Annotated in this window: 13 protein-coding genes; 11 read left to right on the forward strand and 2 right to left on the reverse strand. The window is 64.5% G+C overall.

What is annotated here, in order from left to right:
* Positions 1-74 precede the first annotated feature (74 nt).
* From I2I01_RS11900 to I2I01_RS11910, 3 genes are all read left to right on the forward strand, one after another.
* A complete protein-coding gene (locus tag I2I01_RS11900) occupies positions 75-491 on the forward strand; it encodes a 6-pyruvoyl trahydropterin synthase family protein (protein ID WP_196286658.1) in 417 nt (138 codons plus the stop codon).
* Positions 492-620: 129 nt separating this feature from the next.
* Positions 621-1,721: a lipid-A-disaccharide synthase gene (lpxB, locus tag I2I01_RS11905; RefSeq protein ID WP_317196889.1), complete on the forward strand. Its 1,101-nt coding sequence runs from the start codon at positions 621-623 to the stop codon at positions 1,719-1,721.
* 254 nt (positions 1,722-1,975) lie between these two features.
* Positions 1,976-5,947: an IPT/TIG domain-containing protein gene (locus I2I01_RS11910; RefSeq protein WP_196286660.1), complete on the forward strand. Its 3,972-nt coding sequence runs from the start codon at positions 1,976-1,978 to the stop codon at positions 5,945-5,947.
* 83 nt (positions 5,948-6,030) lie between these two features.
* On the opposite strand, the gene I2I01_RS11915 is transcribed toward I2I01_RS11910, so the two are convergent.
* Positions 6,031-6,507: a VHS/ENTH/ANTH domain-containing protein gene (locus tag I2I01_RS11915; RefSeq protein WP_196286661.1), complete on the reverse strand. Its 477-nt coding sequence runs from the start codon at positions 6,505-6,507 to the stop codon at positions 6,031-6,033.
* A gap of 84 nt (positions 6,508-6,591) precedes the next feature.
* Positions 6,592-7,815 carry an ATP-dependent Clp protease ATP-binding subunit ClpX gene (gene clpX, locus I2I01_RS11920; protein WP_196286662.1) on the reverse strand — a complete coding sequence of 408 codons (1,224 nt, stop codon included), beginning with the start codon at positions 7,813-7,815 and terminating at the stop codon, positions 6,592-6,594.
* A 214-nt stretch (positions 7,816-8,029) separates the two neighbouring features.
* Between clpX and I2I01_RS11925 the strand changes: the two genes are divergently transcribed.
* From I2I01_RS11925 to I2I01_RS11960, 8 genes are all read left to right on the forward strand, one after another.
* Positions 8,030-12,085: a hybrid sensor histidine kinase/response regulator transcription factor gene (locus I2I01_RS11925; protein ID WP_196286663.1), complete on the forward strand. Its 4,056-nt coding sequence runs from the start codon at positions 8,030-8,032 to the stop codon at positions 12,083-12,085.
* A 306-nt stretch (positions 12,086-12,391) separates the two neighbouring features.
* On the forward strand, positions 12,392-13,849 hold the full coding sequence (locus I2I01_RS11930; protein ID WP_196286664.1) for a T9SS type A sorting domain-containing protein: 1,458 nt from the start codon (positions 12,392-12,394) through the stop codon (positions 13,847-13,849).
* 61 nt (positions 13,850-13,910) lie between these two features.
* Positions 13,911-14,549 (forward strand): GNAT family N-acetyltransferase, encoded by a 639-nt coding sequence (locus I2I01_RS11935; RefSeq protein WP_196286665.1) that lies wholly within the window; start codon positions 13,911-13,913, stop codon positions 14,547-14,549.
* Positions 14,550-14,593: 44 nt separating this feature from the next.
* Positions 14,594-15,358, forward strand: coding sequence for an outer membrane beta-barrel protein (locus I2I01_RS11940; protein ID WP_196286666.1), 765 nt, complete (start codon positions 14,594-14,596; stop codon positions 15,356-15,358).
* A gap of 77 nt (positions 15,359-15,435) precedes the next feature.
* Positions 15,436-18,309 (forward strand): tail fiber domain-containing protein, encoded by a 2,874-nt coding sequence (locus tag I2I01_RS11945; protein WP_196286667.1) that lies wholly within the window; start codon positions 15,436-15,438, stop codon positions 18,307-18,309.
* 59 nt (positions 18,310-18,368) lie between these two features.
* On the forward strand, positions 18,369-18,884 hold the full coding sequence (locus tag I2I01_RS11950) for a lipocalin-like domain-containing protein (RefSeq protein ID WP_196286668.1): 516 nt from the start codon (positions 18,369-18,371) through the stop codon (positions 18,882-18,884).
* Positions 18,885-18,965: 81 nt separating this feature from the next.
* Entirely contained in the window at positions 18,966-19,514 is a 549-nt protein-coding gene (locus I2I01_RS11955; protein WP_196286669.1) for a DUF6252 family protein, read from the forward strand.
* A 50-nt stretch (positions 19,515-19,564) separates the two neighbouring features.
* The gene (locus I2I01_RS11960) at positions 19,565-20,146 is read left to right on the forward strand and encodes a DUF6252 family protein (RefSeq protein ID WP_196286670.1); all 582 of its coding nucleotides are present in this window, start codon (positions 19,565-19,567) and stop codon (positions 20,144-20,146) included.
* The last annotated feature ends 243 nt before the right edge of the window (positions 20,147-20,389 follow it).

The following is a 20,389-nucleotide window of genomic DNA, read 5'->3' on the forward strand; positions in this document are numbered from 1 at the left end:
TGTTGTCAGTTGGTAGGCCATAAAAACGCCGTTTGGAACTGACAACTAACAACTAACAACTGACAACAAGAAGAATGATATACATCAGCCGCCAGGAACATTTCAACGCCGCCCACAAGCTCTACAACCCCAAGTGGAGCGAGGAGCGCAACCGCGAAGTGTTCGGCCCCTGTGCCAACACCAATTGGCACGGCCACAACTACGACCTCATCGTGACGGTGAAGGGCGAGCCCGACCCCGAAACCGGCTTCGTGGTCGACCTCAAAGCCCTGTCCGACCTGCTGCGCACGCACATCACCGAACAGGTCGACCACAAAAACCTCAACCTCGACGTGCCCTTCATGGCCGGCCAGATGGCCAGCACCGAAAATCTGGCCATTGCCTTCTGGCAAATTCTGGAGCGCGAACTGCCCGCCATCACCCAGGCCCGCCTGCATTGCGTAAAGCTCTACGAAACGCCGCGCAACTTCGTGGAATACTACGGCAATTAGGCCGGCTGTCATGCTGACGAAGGAAGCATCCTATCACGGGCGCTTTTGTCAGAAATACTAACCCCAGCGGCGCGGACGTGATAAGGTCCTTCGCTGCGCTCAGGATGACGTAATACCTTGAAATATTATTTGATAGCCGGCGAACGGTCGGGCGATTTCCACGCCGCGCACCTCATGCGCGAGCTCAAGCAGCAGGACACCGCCGCGCAGTTTCGCTTTTGGGGCGGCGACATGATGGAGGCCGAGGGCGGCGAACTGGTGCGTCACTACAAAGAGCTGGCCATCATGGGATTTGTGGAGGCAGCCACCAGCGTGCTAAAGTTCCGTGGCTACCTCAAGCAGTGCCAGCAGGACATCCTCGCCTTCAAGCCCGACGTGCTGATACTGGTGGACTACGCCGGCTTCAACCTGCGCATGGCCCGCTTTGCCAAGGAGCAAGGCATCAAGGTGTTTTACTACATCTCGCCCAAAATCTGGGCTTGGAATCAGGGCCGCGTCGAGAAGGTGAAGGCCTACGTCGACAAGATGTTCGCCATTCTGCCTTTCGAGCGCGAGTTCTACCAAAAGTTTGGCTACGAGGTGGACTATACCGGCAACCCCACGGCCGACGCCGTGGCCGAGTTCCAGCCCACGGCCGACTTCTTCGAGCGCAACCGCCTTGAGCCCGACCGGCCCATTATTGCCGTGCTGCCGGGCTCGCGCAAGCAGGAAATTGAGGAAATGCTGCACGAGATGATTGCCATCCTGCCAGGTTTCCAGGAATATCAGTTCGTGGTGGCCGGCGTCACCAACCTCGACCCTAACTACTACAAGCATTTCCACCGCAACGGCATCCGTTTCGTCTTCGACCAAACCTTCGACCTGCTGAGCCACGCCACGGCCGCGCTCGTCACCAGCGGCACAGCCACCCTTGAAACTGCCCTGTTTGGCGTGCCCCAGATAGTGTGCTACCGCACCAGCCTGCTGAGCTACACCATCGGCAAAATGGTCATCAAGGTGCCCTACATCTCGCTCGTGAACCTGATTGCAGGCCGCGAAGTGGTGAAAGAACTGATTCAGGGCGACTTCAACGCCCGCAACCTGCTCGACGAGTTGCGCAGCCTGCTGAACGATGCCGATTACCAGGCGCGCATCAAGGCGGGCTACGCCGAGCTGCGCGAAAAGCTTGGGCAGCAGCAGGCCGCCAAGAAAACTGCCGAGCTCATGGTGCAGTACCTACGGGCCAGCTAAAGCCCCTTAGGCTTTACAAAAGCAAACGAGCAAGGCGCGCCGGCCCACCGGCGTGCCTTGCTCGTTTTTAGCTTCTATCAGGATTTAATCCAGTACCAGCGGCTGCGCCAGCGTGCCGGAGGCGGCTGCAAAAAAATAAAAAGCTACCTGCGGGCTTCCGCCGGCCGATTAATGGGCAGGATTGGTCGATTTTCATCCCGGAAACATGCGGGGGAAGTTATATTTACTGCCTCCACCTCAATCACTTTCTTTTAATGACATATCGTTACCCGTCCCGGCCGGCCACCCAGCGGTCAGACACTTCTTCCCGCCTGCGTCGCCTCGGCAGCACCCTGCTGCTGTCGTTGGGTCTTTCGCTGGGCGCGCAAGCGCAGCAAGCGCCGCAATTTTTCCGGCCCGATGGCGAGGCCCAAGGGGCTGCAGCGGCATCGCCGCTGTCGGCCGCATTGTACCACTCGCAGGCCCTGACGCTGGACGTGAGCGGCTTGCGCGCTGCGCTGGCCACCGCCCCGGCCGAAACCCAGGTGGGTGCCGCGCCGCTGGTACTGGCCCTGCCGCTGCCCAACGGCGGCACCGGCCGCTTCGCCATTCACGAAGCGCCCGTGATGGAGCCCGCCCTGGCGGCCCGCCACCCCGACATCAAAACCTACGCCGGCGTGGGCCTGGATGACAAGTCCGCCTCGGTGCGCCTCGACCTGACGCCGCAGGGCTTCCACGGTCAGGTGCTGGCCGCCGGCGGCCAGAGCTTCTACATCGACCCGGTGACGCGCACCGACACGCGCCACTACCTGGCGTTTTACCAGAAAGACATGAACCGGGCCGCCGCTGGCAAGGTGCCGACCTGTGACTTTGCGCCGACCAAAGCGGAACTGGCTGCCAGCGACACCCGCGTAGCCGCTGCGGCCAGCCGCAGCACTTCGGCGCTGTCGAGCGGCCCGCAGCTGCGCACCTACCGCCTGGCCCTGGCCAACACCCCGGAGTATGCCGTGGCCCGTGGCAACACCACCGCCAGCGTGACGTCGGCCAAAGTGACCACCGTGAACCGCGTGGTGGGTGTGTATGAGAAAGAACTGGCCGTGCGCCTGGTGCTCATTGCCAACAACGACCTGATTACGTTCCTGAGCGGTAGCGGCCCCCAGCCGCCCACCACCTACAGCAACGCCAACGGCAGCGCCATGCTGACCCAGAACCAAACCAACGTGGACGCCCTCATCGGCAATGCCAACTACGACATTGGCCACGTGGTGAGCACCGGCGGCGGCGGGGTGGCCTACCTCGGCGTGGTGTGCGGCGCGCGCAAGGCGGGCGGCGTGACGGGTTCGCCCAGCCCCGTGGGCGATGCCTTCGATATTGACTATGTGGCGCACGAAATGGGCCACCAGTTCTCGGGCAACCACACCTTCAACAACAACTCGGCCGGCAGCTGCCAGGGCAACCGCAACACCACCACGGCCTTCGAGCCCGGCTCGGGCACGACCATCATGGCCTACGCCGGCATCTGCGGCTCGGCCAACGACCTGCAGCCGCACTCCGACCCCACGTTCCACACGGGTAACTACCAGGAAATGCGCGCCTTCATCGACGGCACGAGCTGCAGCGTGAACTCGGCCACCGGCAACACGGCCCCCGTGGTGACGCCCCCGGCCAGCGGCAAGGTGCTGCCCATCAGCACGCCCTTCAAGCTGACGGCTACGGCCACCGACGCCGAAAACGACGCCCTGACTTACATGTGGGAGGAAATGGACCTCGGCGCTGCAGGCACGCCCAACGACGCCCAGGCCGCCGGTCAGACCTTCCCGCTGTTCCGCTCCTTTGTGCCCCTGACCAGCAGCACGCGCTACTTCCCGCGCCTCAACGACCTAGTGAACAACACCACCGTCATCGGCGAGCGCCTGCCCACGGTGACGCGTCCGTTGTCGTTCCGCTGCACCGTGCGCGACGAGCACAGTGGCCCGGTGGGCGTGATTGGCGGCGTGAACTATAGCTCCACCGTAACTCTGAACACGACTTCCGCGGCTGGCCCCTTTGTGGTGCAGTACCCCAACACGGCCGTGAGCTGGATTGGTGGCGCCGCCCAAACCGTGACCTGGGACGTGGCCAATACCGTGGCCGCGCCCGTGAGCTGTGCCACGGTCAACATTCTGCTCAGCCTCGATGGTGGCCTGACTTATCCCACCGTGCTGGCTACGAACGTGCCCAACAACGGTTCGGCCGTGGTAGTAGCTCCTAGCCCTGCCACCGCCCAAACCCAGGCGCGCATCATGGTGGAAGCTGCTGATAACTACTTCTTCGACATTTCGAATACCAACTTCACCATTACCCCGGCCGCAGTAGGCCCCACCATCACCAGCTTCACGCCCACGGGCGGCCTGCCCGGCACGGTGGTGACGGTACTGGGCTCGAACTTCACGGGCGCTACGGCCGTGGCATTCAACGGCACGGCTGCGGCCAGCTTCACGGTGGTTTCGGCCACGCAACTGACGGCCACGGTAGCCGCGGGCACTACCACGGGCACCATCACCATCACCACGCCGCTGGGCACAGCCACTTCGGCCATGCCGTTCATCGTGGGCGCGCCGCCCACCATCACCAGCTTTTCGCCCACTAGCGGCGCCGTTGGCGGCACGGTCATTATCACGGGCACCAACTTCACGGGCGCTACGCAAGTGACTTTTAATGGCACGATAGCCCCGACGTTCACCGTGAACTCGGCTACGCAGATTACGGTGACGGTGCCCGCGGGCGCCACCACCGGCTTCATCGGCCTGACGGCCCCCACGGGCACGGCCACTTCGACCACCGTATTCACGGTGATTCCGGCCCCGACCATCACCTCGTTCACACCTTCCTTTGGCCGGCCGGGCACGGTGGTGACCATCACGGGTACTAACTTCACGGGCGTTACAGCGGTGCTGTTCAACGGCGTTACAGCTCCGACGTTCACCGTGAACTCGGCCACGGAGATTACGGTGACGGTGCCCGCGGGCGCCACTACCGGCTTCATTAGTGTGACCGGCCCGGGCGGCACGGCCACTTCGACCACCGTGTTCACGGTGCCCGTACTGGCCAACGACCTCTGCACCGATGCCATTCCCGTCAACTGTGGCCAGACCGTGAATGGTACGACCGTGGGCGCTACCAACGTCACCGACCCAACAGGCAGCTGCTCGGCCGTTACCGTCGACGGTGGCGGGGTGTTCTACAGCATTGTGGGCACGGGCCGGGCCATTACGGTATCGACTTGCGCGACTGCCACCAGCTTCGATACCAAGCTCTTCGTTTACCGGGGCGCTTGTGGCTCGTTCATCTGCGTGGCCGCTAACGACGACGTTACCTGCGCCGCCCGTCAGTTTGCCTCGGCGGTCACGTTCAACTCGACCCTGGGCACTACCTACTACATTATGGTGAGTGGCTACGGCACAGCTACCGTGCCGGTGGCTACCGGCGCGTTTGCGCTGAGCATAAGCTGCGTGCCGCCCGCGCCGGTCATCACTAGCCTGAGCCCTGTGAGCGGCCCTGTAGGTACTACGGTTACCGTGACGGGCACGGACTTCACGGGTGCCACGGGCGTTACGCTGAATGGCCAGAACGTGAACAACCTGGTAGTGGTGAATGCCACCACCATCACCTTCACCGTACCGGCCAGCGCCAGCACCGGCAACGTGGTGGTAACCACCCCCGGCGGTGCCAGCAACGGCACGCTGTTCACGGTGGTGCCCCCGGCCATTACGTCGATGAGCCCCGCCAGCGGCCCGGTTGGCACCACCGTTACCCTCACGGGCACGGGCTTGTCGGGCGTAACATCCCTGACCCTGAACGGTGTAGCCATCACCAACTTCACCGTGGTGAACGGCACCACCATCACCTTCACCATCCCCGCCGGTGCTACTTCCGGCAACGTGGTGCTGACGTCGCCCGCCGGTGCCAGCGCCGGTAGCGCCTTCACCGTGACGGTGGTTTCGGCTACGACCAATGCTGCCAAGAGCGAGTTCAGCGTGTGGCCCAACCCGGTGGCGGGCAAAGGCGCCTTGCACGTGAAGCTGGCCGTGCCGGCTGCTTCGGCCACTCTCACGCTCTACAACGTGCTGGGCCAGGCGGTGAGCACCCGCAGCTTCGGCGGCAGCGGCACCGAGGTGCCCACGGCCGGCCTGGCCTCGGGCACCTACCTGCTGAGCGTGCAGACGCCGGGCCACGCGCCCAGCATCCAGCGCGTGGTGGTAGAATAGGTTGAATTTGACCGGAGCTTTCCGGTTGTAAATGAGAAAGGCCCGCCAATTGGCGGGCCTTTTTTGTGTTCGCTGCAATGACATTAACCGTCAAACTGCACGCCGGGCAAGGGAGTGTCGCCGCTCATGTATATCGTCAGCATGTGGTTGGCGTCGTGGACAGTATCAAAAGACCAATACCACTCAACGGGGGATGTGCATTGCGGGTCTATTTCCGGAATGGAAAGGCCCAAGAGCTGAAACTCCGTTGCAAAGTCTTGAATGCGATGCGGAAACTCCCAATTGCGAAACCCATCCTCAATGATAGGAATCAGGCTCGCGGTCAGCTTATTATAGTTCTGCTCGATGTGCTGGTAGAAAGCTTGCTGAGCGGAACTTGGTCCGTCTGCCGTTGCATCTATGTCGCAGCTAATGGCGTAGCCGGTTGGCGGGAAAACTAAATCCTCGGTAATAAACCAAGCTTTGCCAGTTTGCTTGTCTGCATCTTCTTGCCGAAGCCGGCCGAATACTGCGTCACCAATGAAAATTGGCCGCCGAAACAGAAACGAGAAGAAACCCATGAGGCTGATGCTACAACGTGAGGCAATAAAAATGGGAAGCCCGACCGAAACCGAACTTCCCATTCAAAACCTAAATGGCGAAACTTACGCCGCCCGCATGTGGCGCAAGGTCGACTTCTCGAACTTGCTGCGGCAATAGTTTAGGTTGATTTGCAAGTGGTTGGCATCTTCTTCCGAAGGCATCTCAAACATGGCATCAGTCATGATGCTCTCGCAGATGGAGCGCAGGCCGCGCGCGCCGAGGCGGTACTCGTCGGCCTTTTCCACGATGTACTCGAGGGCGTCTTCGGTGAAGCTGAGCTCGATGTTTTCCATGCCGAACAGGCGCTTGTACTGGCGCACGAGCGAGTTTTTGGGCTCGGTCAGAATCATGCGCAGCGTGCTCTTGTCCAGGGGGTTGAGGTGGGTGAGCACGGGCAGGCGGCCGATGAGTTCGGGGATGAGGCCGAAGCTCTTGATATCCTGCGCCGACACGTAGCGCAGAAAGTTCTGCGTATCAACCTGCTCTTCGAGGTTGGTTTTGGCGAACCCCAGCGGCTTGGTGTTCAGGCGGCTCTTGATGATGCGGTCGATGCCCGAGAAGGCACCACCGCAGATGAAGAGGATGTTCTCGGTGTTCACCGAAATCATCTTTTGCTCGGGGTGCTTGCGACCACCTTGCGGGGGCACGTTGATGTTGGTGCCTTCGAGGAGCTTGAGCAGGGCCTGCTGCACGCCCTCGCCGCTCACGTCGCGCGTGATGCTGGGGTTGTCGCTCTTGCGGGCAATCTTATCGATTTCGTCGATGTACACGATGCCGCGTTCGGCCGCTTCGAGGTTATAGTCAGCAGCTTGCAGCAGGCGGGTGAGGATGCTTTCCACGTCTTCGCCCACGTAGCCGGCCTCCGTCAGCACGGTGGCGTCGGCGATGCAGAAGGGCACCTGCAGGATTTTGGCCAGCATGCGGGCCAGGAAGGTTTTGCCGGTACCGGTTTCGCCCACCATGATGATGTTCGACTTCTCAATCTGCACCTCGTCGTCGGAGGGCTTCTGCATCAGGCGCTTGTAGTGGTTGTACACGGCCACGGCCATCACGCGCTTGGCTTCGTCCTGGCCCACCACGTACTGGTCGAGGTGCTCCTTGATGGCGCGGGGCTTGATGAGGTTGAACTTGGGCTGGCGGCTGGCGTCCTGGGCTTTGGCCTCCTCATCGAGGATGTGCTGGGCCTGGCCCACGCATTTTTCGCAAATGTGGGCGTTGATGCCCGAAATCATAACGGCGACTTCGCGCTTGCTCTTATTGCAAAAGGAACAGGATATTTCGGCCACGGAGAGAGAATAGAAGAGGGTGGGAGGGGGCTGACTTTGGCCCAAGCAAGTTCAAAGATACGACACGCCCAACGTCGGCAACCAGAAAAATGGTGCCATCACGAAAAGGTTTAAATACGTGCTTGCCTCTATATTGCGAAGGTTTTAAAGCTGCAGGTTGGGCAAGTTAACCGCTTGTAGCGAAATTGTTAGGTCGCTGAAACGCCCGCTGGATATGGTACGCATGCGCTGGAGGATGCTGTGGCTGAGCGTTTGGTTGCTTGGCGCCCAAACGGCCGCCGCCCAAACCCTGGCCCTGCGCGACTACACCCTCGACAATGGCCTGCCTCAAAGCATGGTGTACGCCATCTGCCAGGACGGGCAGGGGCGCCTGTGGGCCGGCACCCAGGGCGGGGTGTGCGTGTTCGACGGTCAGAAGTTTCGTACCCGCACCACCGCCCAGGGCCTGCCCGACAACCACGTGCGCGCCGTGGCCGCCGGCCCCGATGGCACTCTCTGGATGGGCCACAGCTACGGCGGCGTGTCTTTCATTCGGCCCGATGGGCAGGTGCGGCGCTGCCGCCCGCGCGGGCTGGGCATTCCGGCCAGCGTGGCCTGCGTGTGGCCCGCCAGCCGGCAGGTGGTGTGGGTGGGCACGCCCGGCGACGGCCTGTTTCGCCTCGTGTGCGGCCCCACCGATACTGTCGTGACGCACTACGGAACCGCCCAGGGACTGCCCTCGCGCGCCGTGCACCGGGTGGCACCGGGGCCGGGCGGCCGGGTGTGGGTGGGCACCGGCGCTGGGCTGGTGCTGCTCGACCCGCGCGGCGGCCCCGCCCCGGTGCTGCCGCCCGATGTTCAGAATGTGTCCATCAACCACGTGCAGCGCATGAGCGACACGCTGACCTGGTGCGCCACGGCCAACGGGCTGCTGCGCCTGAGCGGGGCCGGCACGGCCGCCCAGCCCTGGCGCGTGCGCCGCTACGGCCCGGCCGAGGGCCTATGCGCGGCCCCAGCCATGCGCGTGGTGCAGGACCGGGGCGGCAACGTGTGGGCTACCACCGCCGCTGGCCTGGCCCAGCTGCCGGCCGGGGCCAGCCGCTTCCGCTGCCGGGCCAGCCGGGGTTTCCTCGACAGCAATGTGAACAACGACCTGCTGGAAGACCGCGAGGGCAACATCTGGTTTGTGTACGACGACGGCATTGCCCAGCACCCGGCCGACGAACGTTTCCGACAATACGGCAAGCCCGAAGGCCTGCCCGACAACGAGGTGACGGCAGTGCAGCCCATCGGCAACGGCCGCTACTGGATAGGCACTCGCAACGGCATTGCCGAGCTGAACCCCGCTGCGGCCGACCCCAGCCAGCTGGCTCACCCCGTGCCGTTGCGCGGTGGAGCCGACAACCGCTACATCCGCAGCCTCTGGCGCGACCAGCGCGGCGACTTGTGGATGAGCAGCCACCGCGAAGTGGCTCGCTACACGCCCGCCACGGGCCGCTGGACGTATTTCGACCAAGCCCTGGGCAAAGCCAGCGGCCACGTGATGAGCATGGCCGAAGACCGGCGCGGGAGGCTGTGGCTGGTCACGCTTGGTTATGGGGCTTTTATTTTCGACCCGAGCACCCAGCAATTCAAGACGCTTAGCGCGAAGAAGGACGGCATGATTTCGGATGCTTTTTGGCAGGTGTTCCGCGACCACGCAGGCGGCCTCTGGCTGGCCAGCGACGACCAAGGGCTGATTCAGGTGGATACCGAGCACGACACGTTTCGGCGGGTAGATGGGCAGGCCGGGGCACTGAGCCTGGGCTCCATATCGGAAGACCCAAGTGGGCAGCTGTGGCTGGGCACCATTGGGCGGGGCGTGCTGCGCTTTTCGCCCGCTACTAAAAAAGTGCGCGCCTTCGGGCCCGAGGTGGGGCTGCAGTCGAGCAACCCCTTCTTCGTGCAGTGCGACAGCGCCGGCCGGGTGTGGGCCGGCACCAACCGCGGCCTCGACTGCTTCGACCCGCGCCAGCAGCGCACCGTGAGTTATGGCCTGCACGAAGGCTTTCTGGGCCAGGAAACCAACCAGAACGCCGTGTACCTGGAAGGGGGGCGCCAGCTGTGGGTGGGCACCATGAACGGCCTGATGCACTACGACCCCGCCCGTGCCCACGCCAACCGCGTGGCGCCCGTGCCCCAGCTCACCGGCCTGCGCATCTTCCTGAAAGACACCACGGCCGCGCCCGGCATGGAACTGCCCGCGCGCCTCAACTACCTCACCTTCGACTACATCGGGGCCAGCCTTACCAACCCCGACCAGGTGCGCTACCAGTACCGCCTGCTGGGCTTTGAGGACGACTGTGCCGGGCCGCTCACGGCTACCTCGGCCACTTATACCAACCTGGGGCCCGGCCACTACACCTTCGAGGTGAAGGCCGCCAACGAAGCGGGCGTGTGGAGCCCCCAGCCGGCGCGGTTTTCGTTTAGCATCAGGCCGCCGTGGTGGCGCACGTGGTGGGCTTACTTGCTTTATGCCAGCGGCTTCGGCTTGATGCTTTATGGGGTGCGAGCCTACACCAAGGCCCGCGAGCGGGACCGGGCCAACCGCCGACTCGAATACCAGGCGCTGGCCCACCTGCAGGAGATGGACCGGGTCAAGACCGATTTCTTCACCAACGTCAGCCACGAGCTGCGCACCCCGCTCACCCTCATTTTGGGGCCGGCCGAAGTGCTGGCCACCGAGCCGGCCGACGCGGCCGTGCGCCAGCAGGGCGGCCTGGTGCTGCGCAACGCTCGCAAGCTGCTCAGCCTCATCAACCAGCTGCTCGATTTGAGCAAGCTCGAAGCCGGTGCCCTGCGCCTGCTGCCCACCTCCGGCGATGCGGCCGCCGCGGTGCGCCAACTGGTAGCCTCGTTTTCGTCCTTGGCCGACAGCCGGCAGATTGCCCTAACCTGCCACACGCCGCCCGGCCCGGTGCCGTTGGTGTTCGATGCCGCCAAGCTCGAAGAAATTCTAACCAATCTGCTGGCCAATGCCTTGCGCTTTACCCCGCCTGGCGGCACCGTGGCCGTGACGGTAGCTGAAGCGCCGCCTACAGCCGCTGCCGTTGCCGGGAGCGTTGTCATCGAGGTGCGCGACAGTGGCCCCGGCATTGCCGCCGAGGACCTGCCGCACTTGTTCGACCGCTTTTATCAGGCCAGCAACCCTGCCGCCGAGCACCTGCGCACGGGCACAGGCATTGGCCTGGCGCTGGTGCGCGAACTCACGGCCCTGCACGGCGGCAGCGTGGCGGTGGCCAGCGAGCCCGGCGCGGGTGCCACATTCACGGTGCAGCTGCCGCGCGGCCTGCGGCCCGTGGCCGTGGCGCTGGGAGGTGATGCTCCCAGCCCCCCGGCTGTAGCGCCAGTACCCGCTGCGGCTGAGGAGCTGGCAGAAGAACCAACGCCGCCTCCGGCCGAGGCCGAGGTAGTGCTGGTGATTGAAGACAACGACGAGGTGCGCGAATTTGTGCGGGCCACCCTGGCCCCGGCGGGCTACCGCGTGCTGCTGGCCCCCGACGGCCGGGCCGGCGTGGCCCTGGCCCAGGCCGAAGTGCCCGACCTGGTGGTGAGCGACGTGATGATGCCCGGCCTGAACGGCTACCAGGTGTGCGAGCAGCTCAAAACCGACCCCGTAACCAGCCATGTGCCGGTGGTGCTGCTCACGGCCAAGTCGGAGCCCGATGCCAAGCTCGAGGGCCTCGAAACCGGCGCCGATGCCTTCCTGGCCAAGCCCTTCAACCCGCGCGAGCTGCGCGCCCAGGTGCGCAACCTGCTGGCTCTGCGCCAGCGCGTGCGCACGCATTTTGCCACCCGGCCCGAAGCTTCGCCGGTGGAGGCGCCCGCCGTGGCACCAACCTCTCCGGCCCCAACGGTGCGCCCGGCCAGCGGCGTGGCAGCGGCCGAGCACGCAGCGGCCGTGGCCGGGCTGCCCTCGCTCGACCAGGAGTTTTTGCGCCGGGTGAACGACTCGGTGCTGCAGCACCTGGGCGACGAAAACTTTGGCGTGGATGAGATGGGCAACGACATTGGCATGAGCCGCACGCAGGTGCACCGCAAGCTCAAGGCCCTGACTGGGCAGTCGCCGGGCGAGTACATCCGTGGCACGCGCCTGCAGCGGGCGCACGCGCTGCTACAAGCGCGGGTGGGCACGGTGGCGGAGGTATCGTACCAAGTGGGATTCGGCAGCCCGGCCGCTTTCTCCACGGCTTTCTCGCGGCAGTTTGGCTACCCGCCCAGCGCGGCGGCGCGGCAGGCAGGGGAGGAGTAGAAGCGGAAAGGTCTCACGCTTCAACGAAGGACACGACAGGCTGCGGGTGCGCTCGACGCAAAGGGGAAGCTCACCCGAATACTCCCTCATTCAAGACCCGGTGCGGCGCGTCGCTCACCGGGTTTTTTGTGGATTTTCTGGGAGGATTTTAAGGCTTTGGCACGAATGCGAACGCATTTGCAACAAATGCCAAAGCGGTGCAACGGCCACCAACGCATTTGCAACGCAGCCGAACGGGGTTCGGAAGGGGGATAGGCTTGCTTTGGCCTTGTCAATCAGCCACTCCTCCAACCCCCGGTTCGTGCCATGAAAAACATCTACTTTCTGCTGTTGCCCGTGGGCCTGCTGGCCGGTTCGCCGCTGGGGGCCGTGCGGGCGCAAGTGTCGCTCACGGGCACTTCCACTTTGTACATCGGGACCGGGGGCGTGCTGACGACGCCGGGCTACCTGAACGTGGGCACCGGCACCACACTCACTAACGAAGGCCAACTGGAAGTGGGCGGCGACCTCACCAACAACGGTACCGTGAGCACGCCCACGGCCGCCGCAGCCCTGCTGCGCGCCAACGGCACGTCCATCCAAACCCTGAGCGGCACCGGCACCCTGCCCCTGCAAAACCTGACGGTAAACAATGCCGCCGGCGTGGCCCTGAACCTGAACGCCACCCTGGCCGGCACCCTCACCCTCACCAACGGCCTCGTGACCATTGCCACGGCCACGCCGCTAGTGCTGCTGCCCACCGCCGCCGACCCTCTCGAAACCGCCAGTGCCCGCCTAGTGGGGCCCGTGAGCATGGCCGCCCGAAGCGTGGGGGCGGGCGCCTTCGGGCCCTTTTTGGGCCTGACCATGCCCGCCGGGGGCGGCAACGTGGGCAACATCACGCTGACGCGCGTGACCGGACCCGCGGGTACCACCACGGTGGGCGGCAACGCTTCGGTGGCGGTGTACTGGGAGGTGGCGTCTTCGGCCAACGGCAACCCCAAGCGCAGGATGTATTTCAGCTGGCTGAGCGCCCTCGATAACGGCCGCAACATGGCACAGGCCACGCCCTGGCGCAGCGACGCACCCTACGCCATCTGGCGGCGCGCGGCCGGCCCTACCACCGACGTGTCGGGCAGCAACCTGCGGCAATACAACCCGGCCGCGTCCAATACGGAGGACGTGACGGGCCGCTTCACCATCTCGGACCTCAACACCCCGCTGCCGGTGGAACTGGTCGATTTCATGGCCCGCCGCCAAGGGCCCGATGCGCGCCTGGACTGGCGCACGGCTTCGGAGAAAAACAACGCCTACTTCGATGTGGAGCGCAGCCTCGACGGGCTGCTGTTTGAGCGCGCTGGCCGGGTAGCCGGGCAGGGCAATAGCACGCAGGCACACGACTATCAATTAACCGATGCCAAGGTGGCGCAATACGGAGTGCCCACGCTCTACTACCGCCTGCGGCAGGTAGACGTGGACGGCACGGTGCGGTACTCGCCGGTGCGCACGGTGGCGGTAGAAAGCGCCACGGCCCTGCTCGTGAGCGCCTGGCCCAACCCCTCGGCCGGGGCCGGGCCGCACATCCGCATCGAGCAGCCCTCGGCCGGGCCGCTCACCGCCACCCTCACCGATGCCGCCGGCCGCCGCCTGGCCGAGTTCCGCACCACCGACCGTGTGAGCGAGGAGGTGCTGGGCACCGAAACCGGGGCCTTGAGCAGCGGTGTGTACCTGCTGCGCGTGACCACCGCTGGCACCAGCCAGGTGCTGAAGCTGGTGCGCGAGTAGCGCGCCGCCGCGCCAATCTGCATTTCCAACGCCAACCATTCGGTCTAATTCCGCCATTCTCATGGTTCCTACTCTCACTGCGCCGGCTTATCGACTGGGCGTTGGCGACCTCGGCTGGGCGACTGCCTTGCTGGCCGAGGCCTGCGTCGACCACCCGGTGCTGCGCCACTGCTGCCCGGAGCCGGCGGCTGCAGGGCAAAAAGCTTGGCTGCTGGGCCGGCTGCTGCGCTTTGGCCTGCGCTACGGCCGCGTGTATGCCAACGCCGAGCGCACAGCCCTGGCCGTGTGGCTGGGCCCGGGCCAGCTGGCGGCCAGCTGGTGGCAATTGCTACGGGTCGGTGTGCTGCCCAGTGCCTTATGGCGCCTAAGCTGGAGCTGCTGGCGGCGGGTGCAGCACTACCTGGCCGCCACGGCCTGGCTGCGCCACCAAAGCATGGCCAGCCCCGGCCACCACTACCTGCTGGCCCTGGCTGTGCGGCCCAGCCAGCGCGGCCGGGGCCTGGGGCGCCGCCTGCTGCACGCCACTCTGGCCCTCAGCCAAGCCACGGCCGCCACCGCCTGCTACGCCGAAACCCAGGTGCCCGAGCAGCTGCCCTTTTACCAGCGGCTGGGCTTCCAGCTCACGGGGCAGTGCCCAGCGGGGCCTGGTGCACCCTGGCTCACCACCTGGGGCCTCATGCGGGCCGCGCCGCCGCAATAAACCGCCCCTTTTAAGAAACACCTCTCACTTTTTCTGATAAAAAAATGACTACTTCCTTCCGCTTCCTGTTCGCTGCCGGCTGCCTCTCAGCCCTGCCTTTTACTAATGCGCTGGCCCAGGCCGCCAAGCCCGCTGCCAAGCCGGCGCCCAAAACCCTGGCCAAGCCAGCGGCCAGACCCGCTGCCAAACCTGCTGCCAAGCCCGCCCCCAAACCGGCGCCCGCGCCCCGCGTGGCCGCCCAGCCCGCCCCGGCCCCTGCGCCCGCTCCCGTGCCTGCACCCGCACCGGCTGCGGCCGCCGCAGTGGTCGGGCCCTTTGGTGTGGGCACCAACGCAGTGAACCTGGGCATTGGCGTGGGCAGCCGCTACAGCTACGGCGCGGGCTTTTTTGGCGGTAGCTCGTCGGTGTCGCCGGCCCTGAGCTTGTCCTACGAGCGGGGCATTCTGCCGCTGGGGCCGGGCGTGTTGGGCGTGGGCGGTCTGGTGGGCTACCAGAGCGCCAGCTACGACTTCGGCGGAGGCGACAAGTGGAAGTACACCGACATCGTGGTGATGGTACGCGGGGCGTTTCACTACCCTGTCAATGAGAAGTTTGATGCCTATGGCGGCCTGGGCCTGGGCGTGCGCCGCGCGGGCGTGTCGTACTCGGGCGGCAGCATCTACGGCTCGCTGGGCTCGGCCAGCGGCACCGAATTCATCCCGGGCTTCTTCGTGGGCGGGCGCTACTTCTTCACCGAAAGCATCGGGGCCTTTGCCGAGCTGGGCTACGACCAGACTTATCTCAAAGTGGGCCTTGCGGCCAAGTTCTAAACCGGCCCGCTGCCGGCGGCCGCAGTCTGAGCGCCGTCCGTGTCAAGTCCAGCCCATCCATTCCATTCAGTTGCCTTATGAAAGTTGCTTTCTACAGTATTCTCCTGCTCTTGGGAGCGGCCGCGCACCAGGCGGCCGCGCAGGTCGGCATCGGCACCACCACGCCCGATGCGTCGGCCGCGCTCGACATCCGGGCCACCAACAAAGGTTTGCTCATTCCACAGGTCACTTTAACCTCTCTCAGCGATGCAGCCACCATACCAACGCCTGGAACTGGTCTTCTTGTCTTCAACCGCAACGCCGCAGTTAGCGGCGGGGTGGGTTTCTACTACAACGCCGGTACCGCCGCCGCCCCCAGCTGGACCAAGCTCAACACCGGCACTGCCCCAGCCGGGGCGGGCTGGAGCCTGACCGGCAATGCCGCCACCGATTCCACGACCAACTACCTCGGCACTACCGACAACAAGCCCATTCGCTTTGGCATTGCCGGCCGGGAGCAGGCCCGCCTGCACGTGGACGGCGCCTTCTGGCTGGGCGACCCCAACGGCGCTAAAAACGTGCTGGTGGGCTACCAGGCCGGCAAGAAAACGGCCGCCAATGGCGCCAACCTCAACCAGTACATTGGCTACCAGGCGGGCATCGGCACCACCATTGGCAGCGGCAACCAGTACGAAGGCTTTCAGAGCGGCTACAAAACCACCTCGGGCAGCGACAACCAATACAGCGGCTACCAAAGCGGCTTTAGCACCACTACGGGCAGCAACAACCTGGCCATTGGGTTCACGGCGGGCTTTCGCCTCACCACCGCCGTCAATAACCTGATGGTAGGCTACGAGGCCGGGCTGAACGCCACGAGTTCCGGCAACCACCTCGTGGGCTACCAAGCCGGGCGGGCCCTCACCACGGGCACCGACAACCAGTTCAGCGGTTACCAGGCGGGCGCCGGCACCACCACCGGCAGCTACAACCTGCTGCTGGGCTACCAAGCCGGCTACCACAACAACACCAACTTCAGCCAGTTCATCGGCTACAACGCGGGATACGCCAACACGACGGGGCCTTCCAACCTGTTCATCGGGCCGTTTGCGGGGGTGAGAAATACCACGGGCGGGGCCAACCTGTTCATTGGGCTTAATGCGGGTTCCAGCGTGACAACGGCCGGCGGCAACCACTTCGTAGGCTACGAGGCCGGCAAGGCGTCGACCAACGGCATCTACGACCAGTTTGAGGGCTACCAAGCGGGCCTGGCCAACACCAGCGGCAGCCGCAACTACCTGGCCGGCTACAGTGCGGGCTCGGGCAATACCACGGGCGACAACAACGTGCAGCTGGGCTACCTCACGGGCCAGAAAAACACCACCGGCGACGGCAACCTGAGCGTGGGCGCCGAGGCCGGCAAGCAGCTCAGCGGTAGCAACAACGTGAGCCTGGGCTTTCAGGCCGGCCAGGGTAGCACCAACTACCAAACCACCGTGAGCACCGACAATGTGACGCTGGTGGGCACCCAGGCCGGCCAGCTCAACACCGGCGACGGGCTGGTGGCCGTGGGCTACCAGGCCGGCCAGAAAAATACCGGTTTCTACAACACCTTCGTGGGCATTGCGGCCGGCCAGAGCGACGGCAGCGGCAGCGGCAGCAGCAACACGGCCGTGGGCTACCACGCCGGCCAGAATTTCCGGAACGCCAACAGCGTGACGCTGCTGGGCTACAACGCCGGGGCTGCCAGCACCACGGCTGGCTACAACACCTTTGTGGGGGCGCAGGCCGGCCTCACTACCACCACTGGCGGGGGCAACGTGTACGTGGGCGATGGGGCCGGCCTCTACAACACCACCGGCCGGCGCAACGTGGCCGTGGGCAGCACCGCCGGCCGCGACGCCATCAGCAGCGAAGACAACACCGTGGTGGGCTTCAACGCTGGCTACAGCAACAAGGCCGACGACAACACCTTTGTGGGCAGCGAGGCCGCTCTATACAATGTGAATGGAACGGCCAGCGTGTACGTGGGCCGCCAGGCCGGGCAGGGCGCCACTGGCAGCCGCAACGTGGCGCTGGGCTACCAGGCCGGGGCCGGCATTGGCTTCAACAACAGCGCCCCCAGCACGGCCGCCGCCAACACCACGGCCGTGGGCTACCAGGCTGGCTACCGCAACAGCGGCAATGGGCTTACCGCCCTGGGCTACCAGGCCGGCGGCATCAACAGCGGCGCCAACAACACCTTCGTGGGCTACCAGGCCGGCAACACCACCACCACTGGTACCGACAACACCTTCGTGGGTACCGGGGCCGGCGGCAGCAACTTCACCGGCAGCCGCATCACGGCCATTGGCAGCGGAGCCGGCACGTCGCTTGGCCAGCCGGGCCTCACCAACTGCACCTTCATTGGCTACGGCGCGCAATCGTCTTACAGCAACGTCATGGTTTTCGGCAACGATGACGTGGAGCACTGGATGTTTGGCCGCCAGGTACCCGGGCCCGGTGTGCTCACCGTGGGCACCGGCGGCACCCTGCCCACGGCCGGCAACGGGGCCTACCTGAGCACCGGCGGCGTGTGGACCAACGCCTCCGACGTCAACCTCAAGGAAAACATCCAGCCCGTGGAAGGCGCCCAGGTGCTGGGCCTCATTCGCCAGCTGTCCCTCACGCGCTGGCAGTACAAAAACGTGCCCGGCGAAACCCACCTCGGCCCCATGGCGCAGGATTTCTACCGCCTGTTCCATCTCGGCGTCAACAACACCAGCATCAGCTCCATCGACCCCGCCGGTGTGGCCCTGGTGGGCGTGCAGGAGCTGGCCCGGCAAAACGACGCCCTGGAGGCCGAAAACACCGCCCTCCGCCAGCAGCTGCAAGCCCTCCAAACGGGCCAGAGCACCCTCGAAAGCCGCCTGGCTGCCCTGGAGCAAGCCACCCGCCCGGCCGCACCGGCCCCCGTGGCCCAGGCCGCCCGCTAGCCCGGCTTTGCCTGCCTGATTTCATTGAACCCCTTCCTTTTCACATTTCCTTTTCCCCCATGAAAACCTTCCGCTACCTGCTCCTGCCCACCTTGCTAGCCGTGGCCGTCAGCTGCAAAAAAGACAAAGAAGACGCCCCCGCGCCCTCCAAAACGGCCCTGCTCACGGCCGTGACCTGGAAGGGCAGCAGCAGCACGCTGGCCGTTGATGCCCAGAGCAATACCGCGGCCATTGCGTCTTCCAACCAAATCGGGTACAAGTTCAATACCGATGGCAAATCGGTGGTGACCTACAGCGACGGCTCGACGGGTCCCGGCACCTGGCAACTGCAGAACAGCGACTCCGAAATCGTGCTGAAAGACGGCAGCAGCGCCGCCCAAACCCGCAAGGTGTTTGAGCTAACTGGGCAGAAACTGTCCATTGGCCGCAGCTTCGACAAGGCTGCTATTCAGAAAGTGCTCACCAGTGCCTCCGGGGCCGACTTCGAGCTGGCGCTCATCGTGGCCGGCAGCAGCAGCGTGAACTGGCAGAACGTGAACACGGTGCAATACCAGGTCAATTACGTCCCCAAATAAAGCATTGCAGGCCAGGCTTATCCTGTCAGTAGCAGGCTGGTCTGGCGCACATTTTTTCTTCCTTTCCACTCCTCATTTTCCATGAAAACGCTCCCTTCGCTCACCCGCTACTCCCTGTTGCTGCTCTGCGGCGCGACCCTTGCCCTGTCGGCTTGTAAAAAAGATACAGCCGGCGACGACCCTTCGCCCAGTGGCGACGGCACCGTCACCTGGACGCACAACGGCGTTACTTATACCGACAATTTCTATGCGGGCGCCATTGTGGACCCCGGCGATAAAATCTTCATTGTCGCCTCTTCCAAAGACCGCAACAACGTGCTGTCGATACCGCTGCTGGGCATCAACGCCAAGGGCAAAGGCGTGTACGACCTACGCAGAGGCTCCGTGCTCGACGACTATTCCATCGGTTCCATTACCCTGAACGGGGCCGACAACAAGTCTGGGGCGACTTACAGCACCCTCTACGGCCCCAGTGCCAGCAATGGCACCGTCACGGTCACGGAGTTTGACAAAAACGCCCAGAAACTCAGCGGTACGTTCTCCTTCACGGCCGGGGCCGTGCCCCTGGGCAATGGCAGCGGCACCCAAAGCGTGACCAACGGCAGCTTCAGCATTCACAAGTTTCACTAGAAGCTAAAAGGCAGAAGGTACAGATTCATTAACCTGTTGAGTACAAGCCCATGAAAACCCTGGTTATGTGCCTGAGCGCCGGTTGGCTGATGCTGGCCGGCTGCTCCAAAAAAAGCGACGACGCCGTTCCCTCGAGTCCGTCTAATCCGTCTGGTCCGGGTACCGTTTCCACGCTGTCGGCCAACGTGACGGGCTACCCGGCCGTGGCCTACACCTCGCCCACCGGGGCGCTGAACACGGCGGTGTCGGCCGCGCGCATTGCATCCAACGACCCCAACTACGGCCCCTACCTGCTGCGCATCGTTGCCAACGTTAACGGCCAGGGCGTGGCCCTCACGCTGGCCAAGTTCACCGGCGCCGGCACCTACGTGCTGAAATCGGACTACAGCGCGACCCTCGCCACCAACAACACCGGCACCTACGCCGACGGTACTAGTACCTACCGCTCGGCCTACATGCCCGGCAGCGGCGTGTCGCAAGGCCAAGTGGTGGTGACGGGCTACGACGAAACCACCCGCCGCGTGAAGGGCACCTTCAGTTTCACGGGCAGCGACGTGAACCCGCAGAACCTGTCGGCCAGCCACACGCGCCAGCTCACCGACGGCGCTTTCGACGTCAGCGTGACGCTGTAGGGGCGGAGGCGACGCGCGGCAACGCCGGCTTGGGCGGGGCATCGCCGGCGACAAATGAGGCGATGCCGGCACCTGCCAAAGCTGGTGCGACGGTCCCCGCACAAAGACGCACGCATTTGCAACAAACCCGCAAGGCCGGGTACAAAATCAAATGTAAATGCAGCAAAAACAAACGCGCTCCGGCAGGGCGCTGGGCTTGTTTTACATCGTTTTCGGGCTGATAACCAGTGGCTGAGCTGTTCG

The sequence above is a fragment of the Hymenobacter properus genome, assembly GCF_015694735.1.
Taxonomy (GTDB): domain Bacteria; phylum Bacteroidota; class Bacteroidia; order Cytophagales; family Hymenobacteraceae; genus Hymenobacter; species Hymenobacter properus.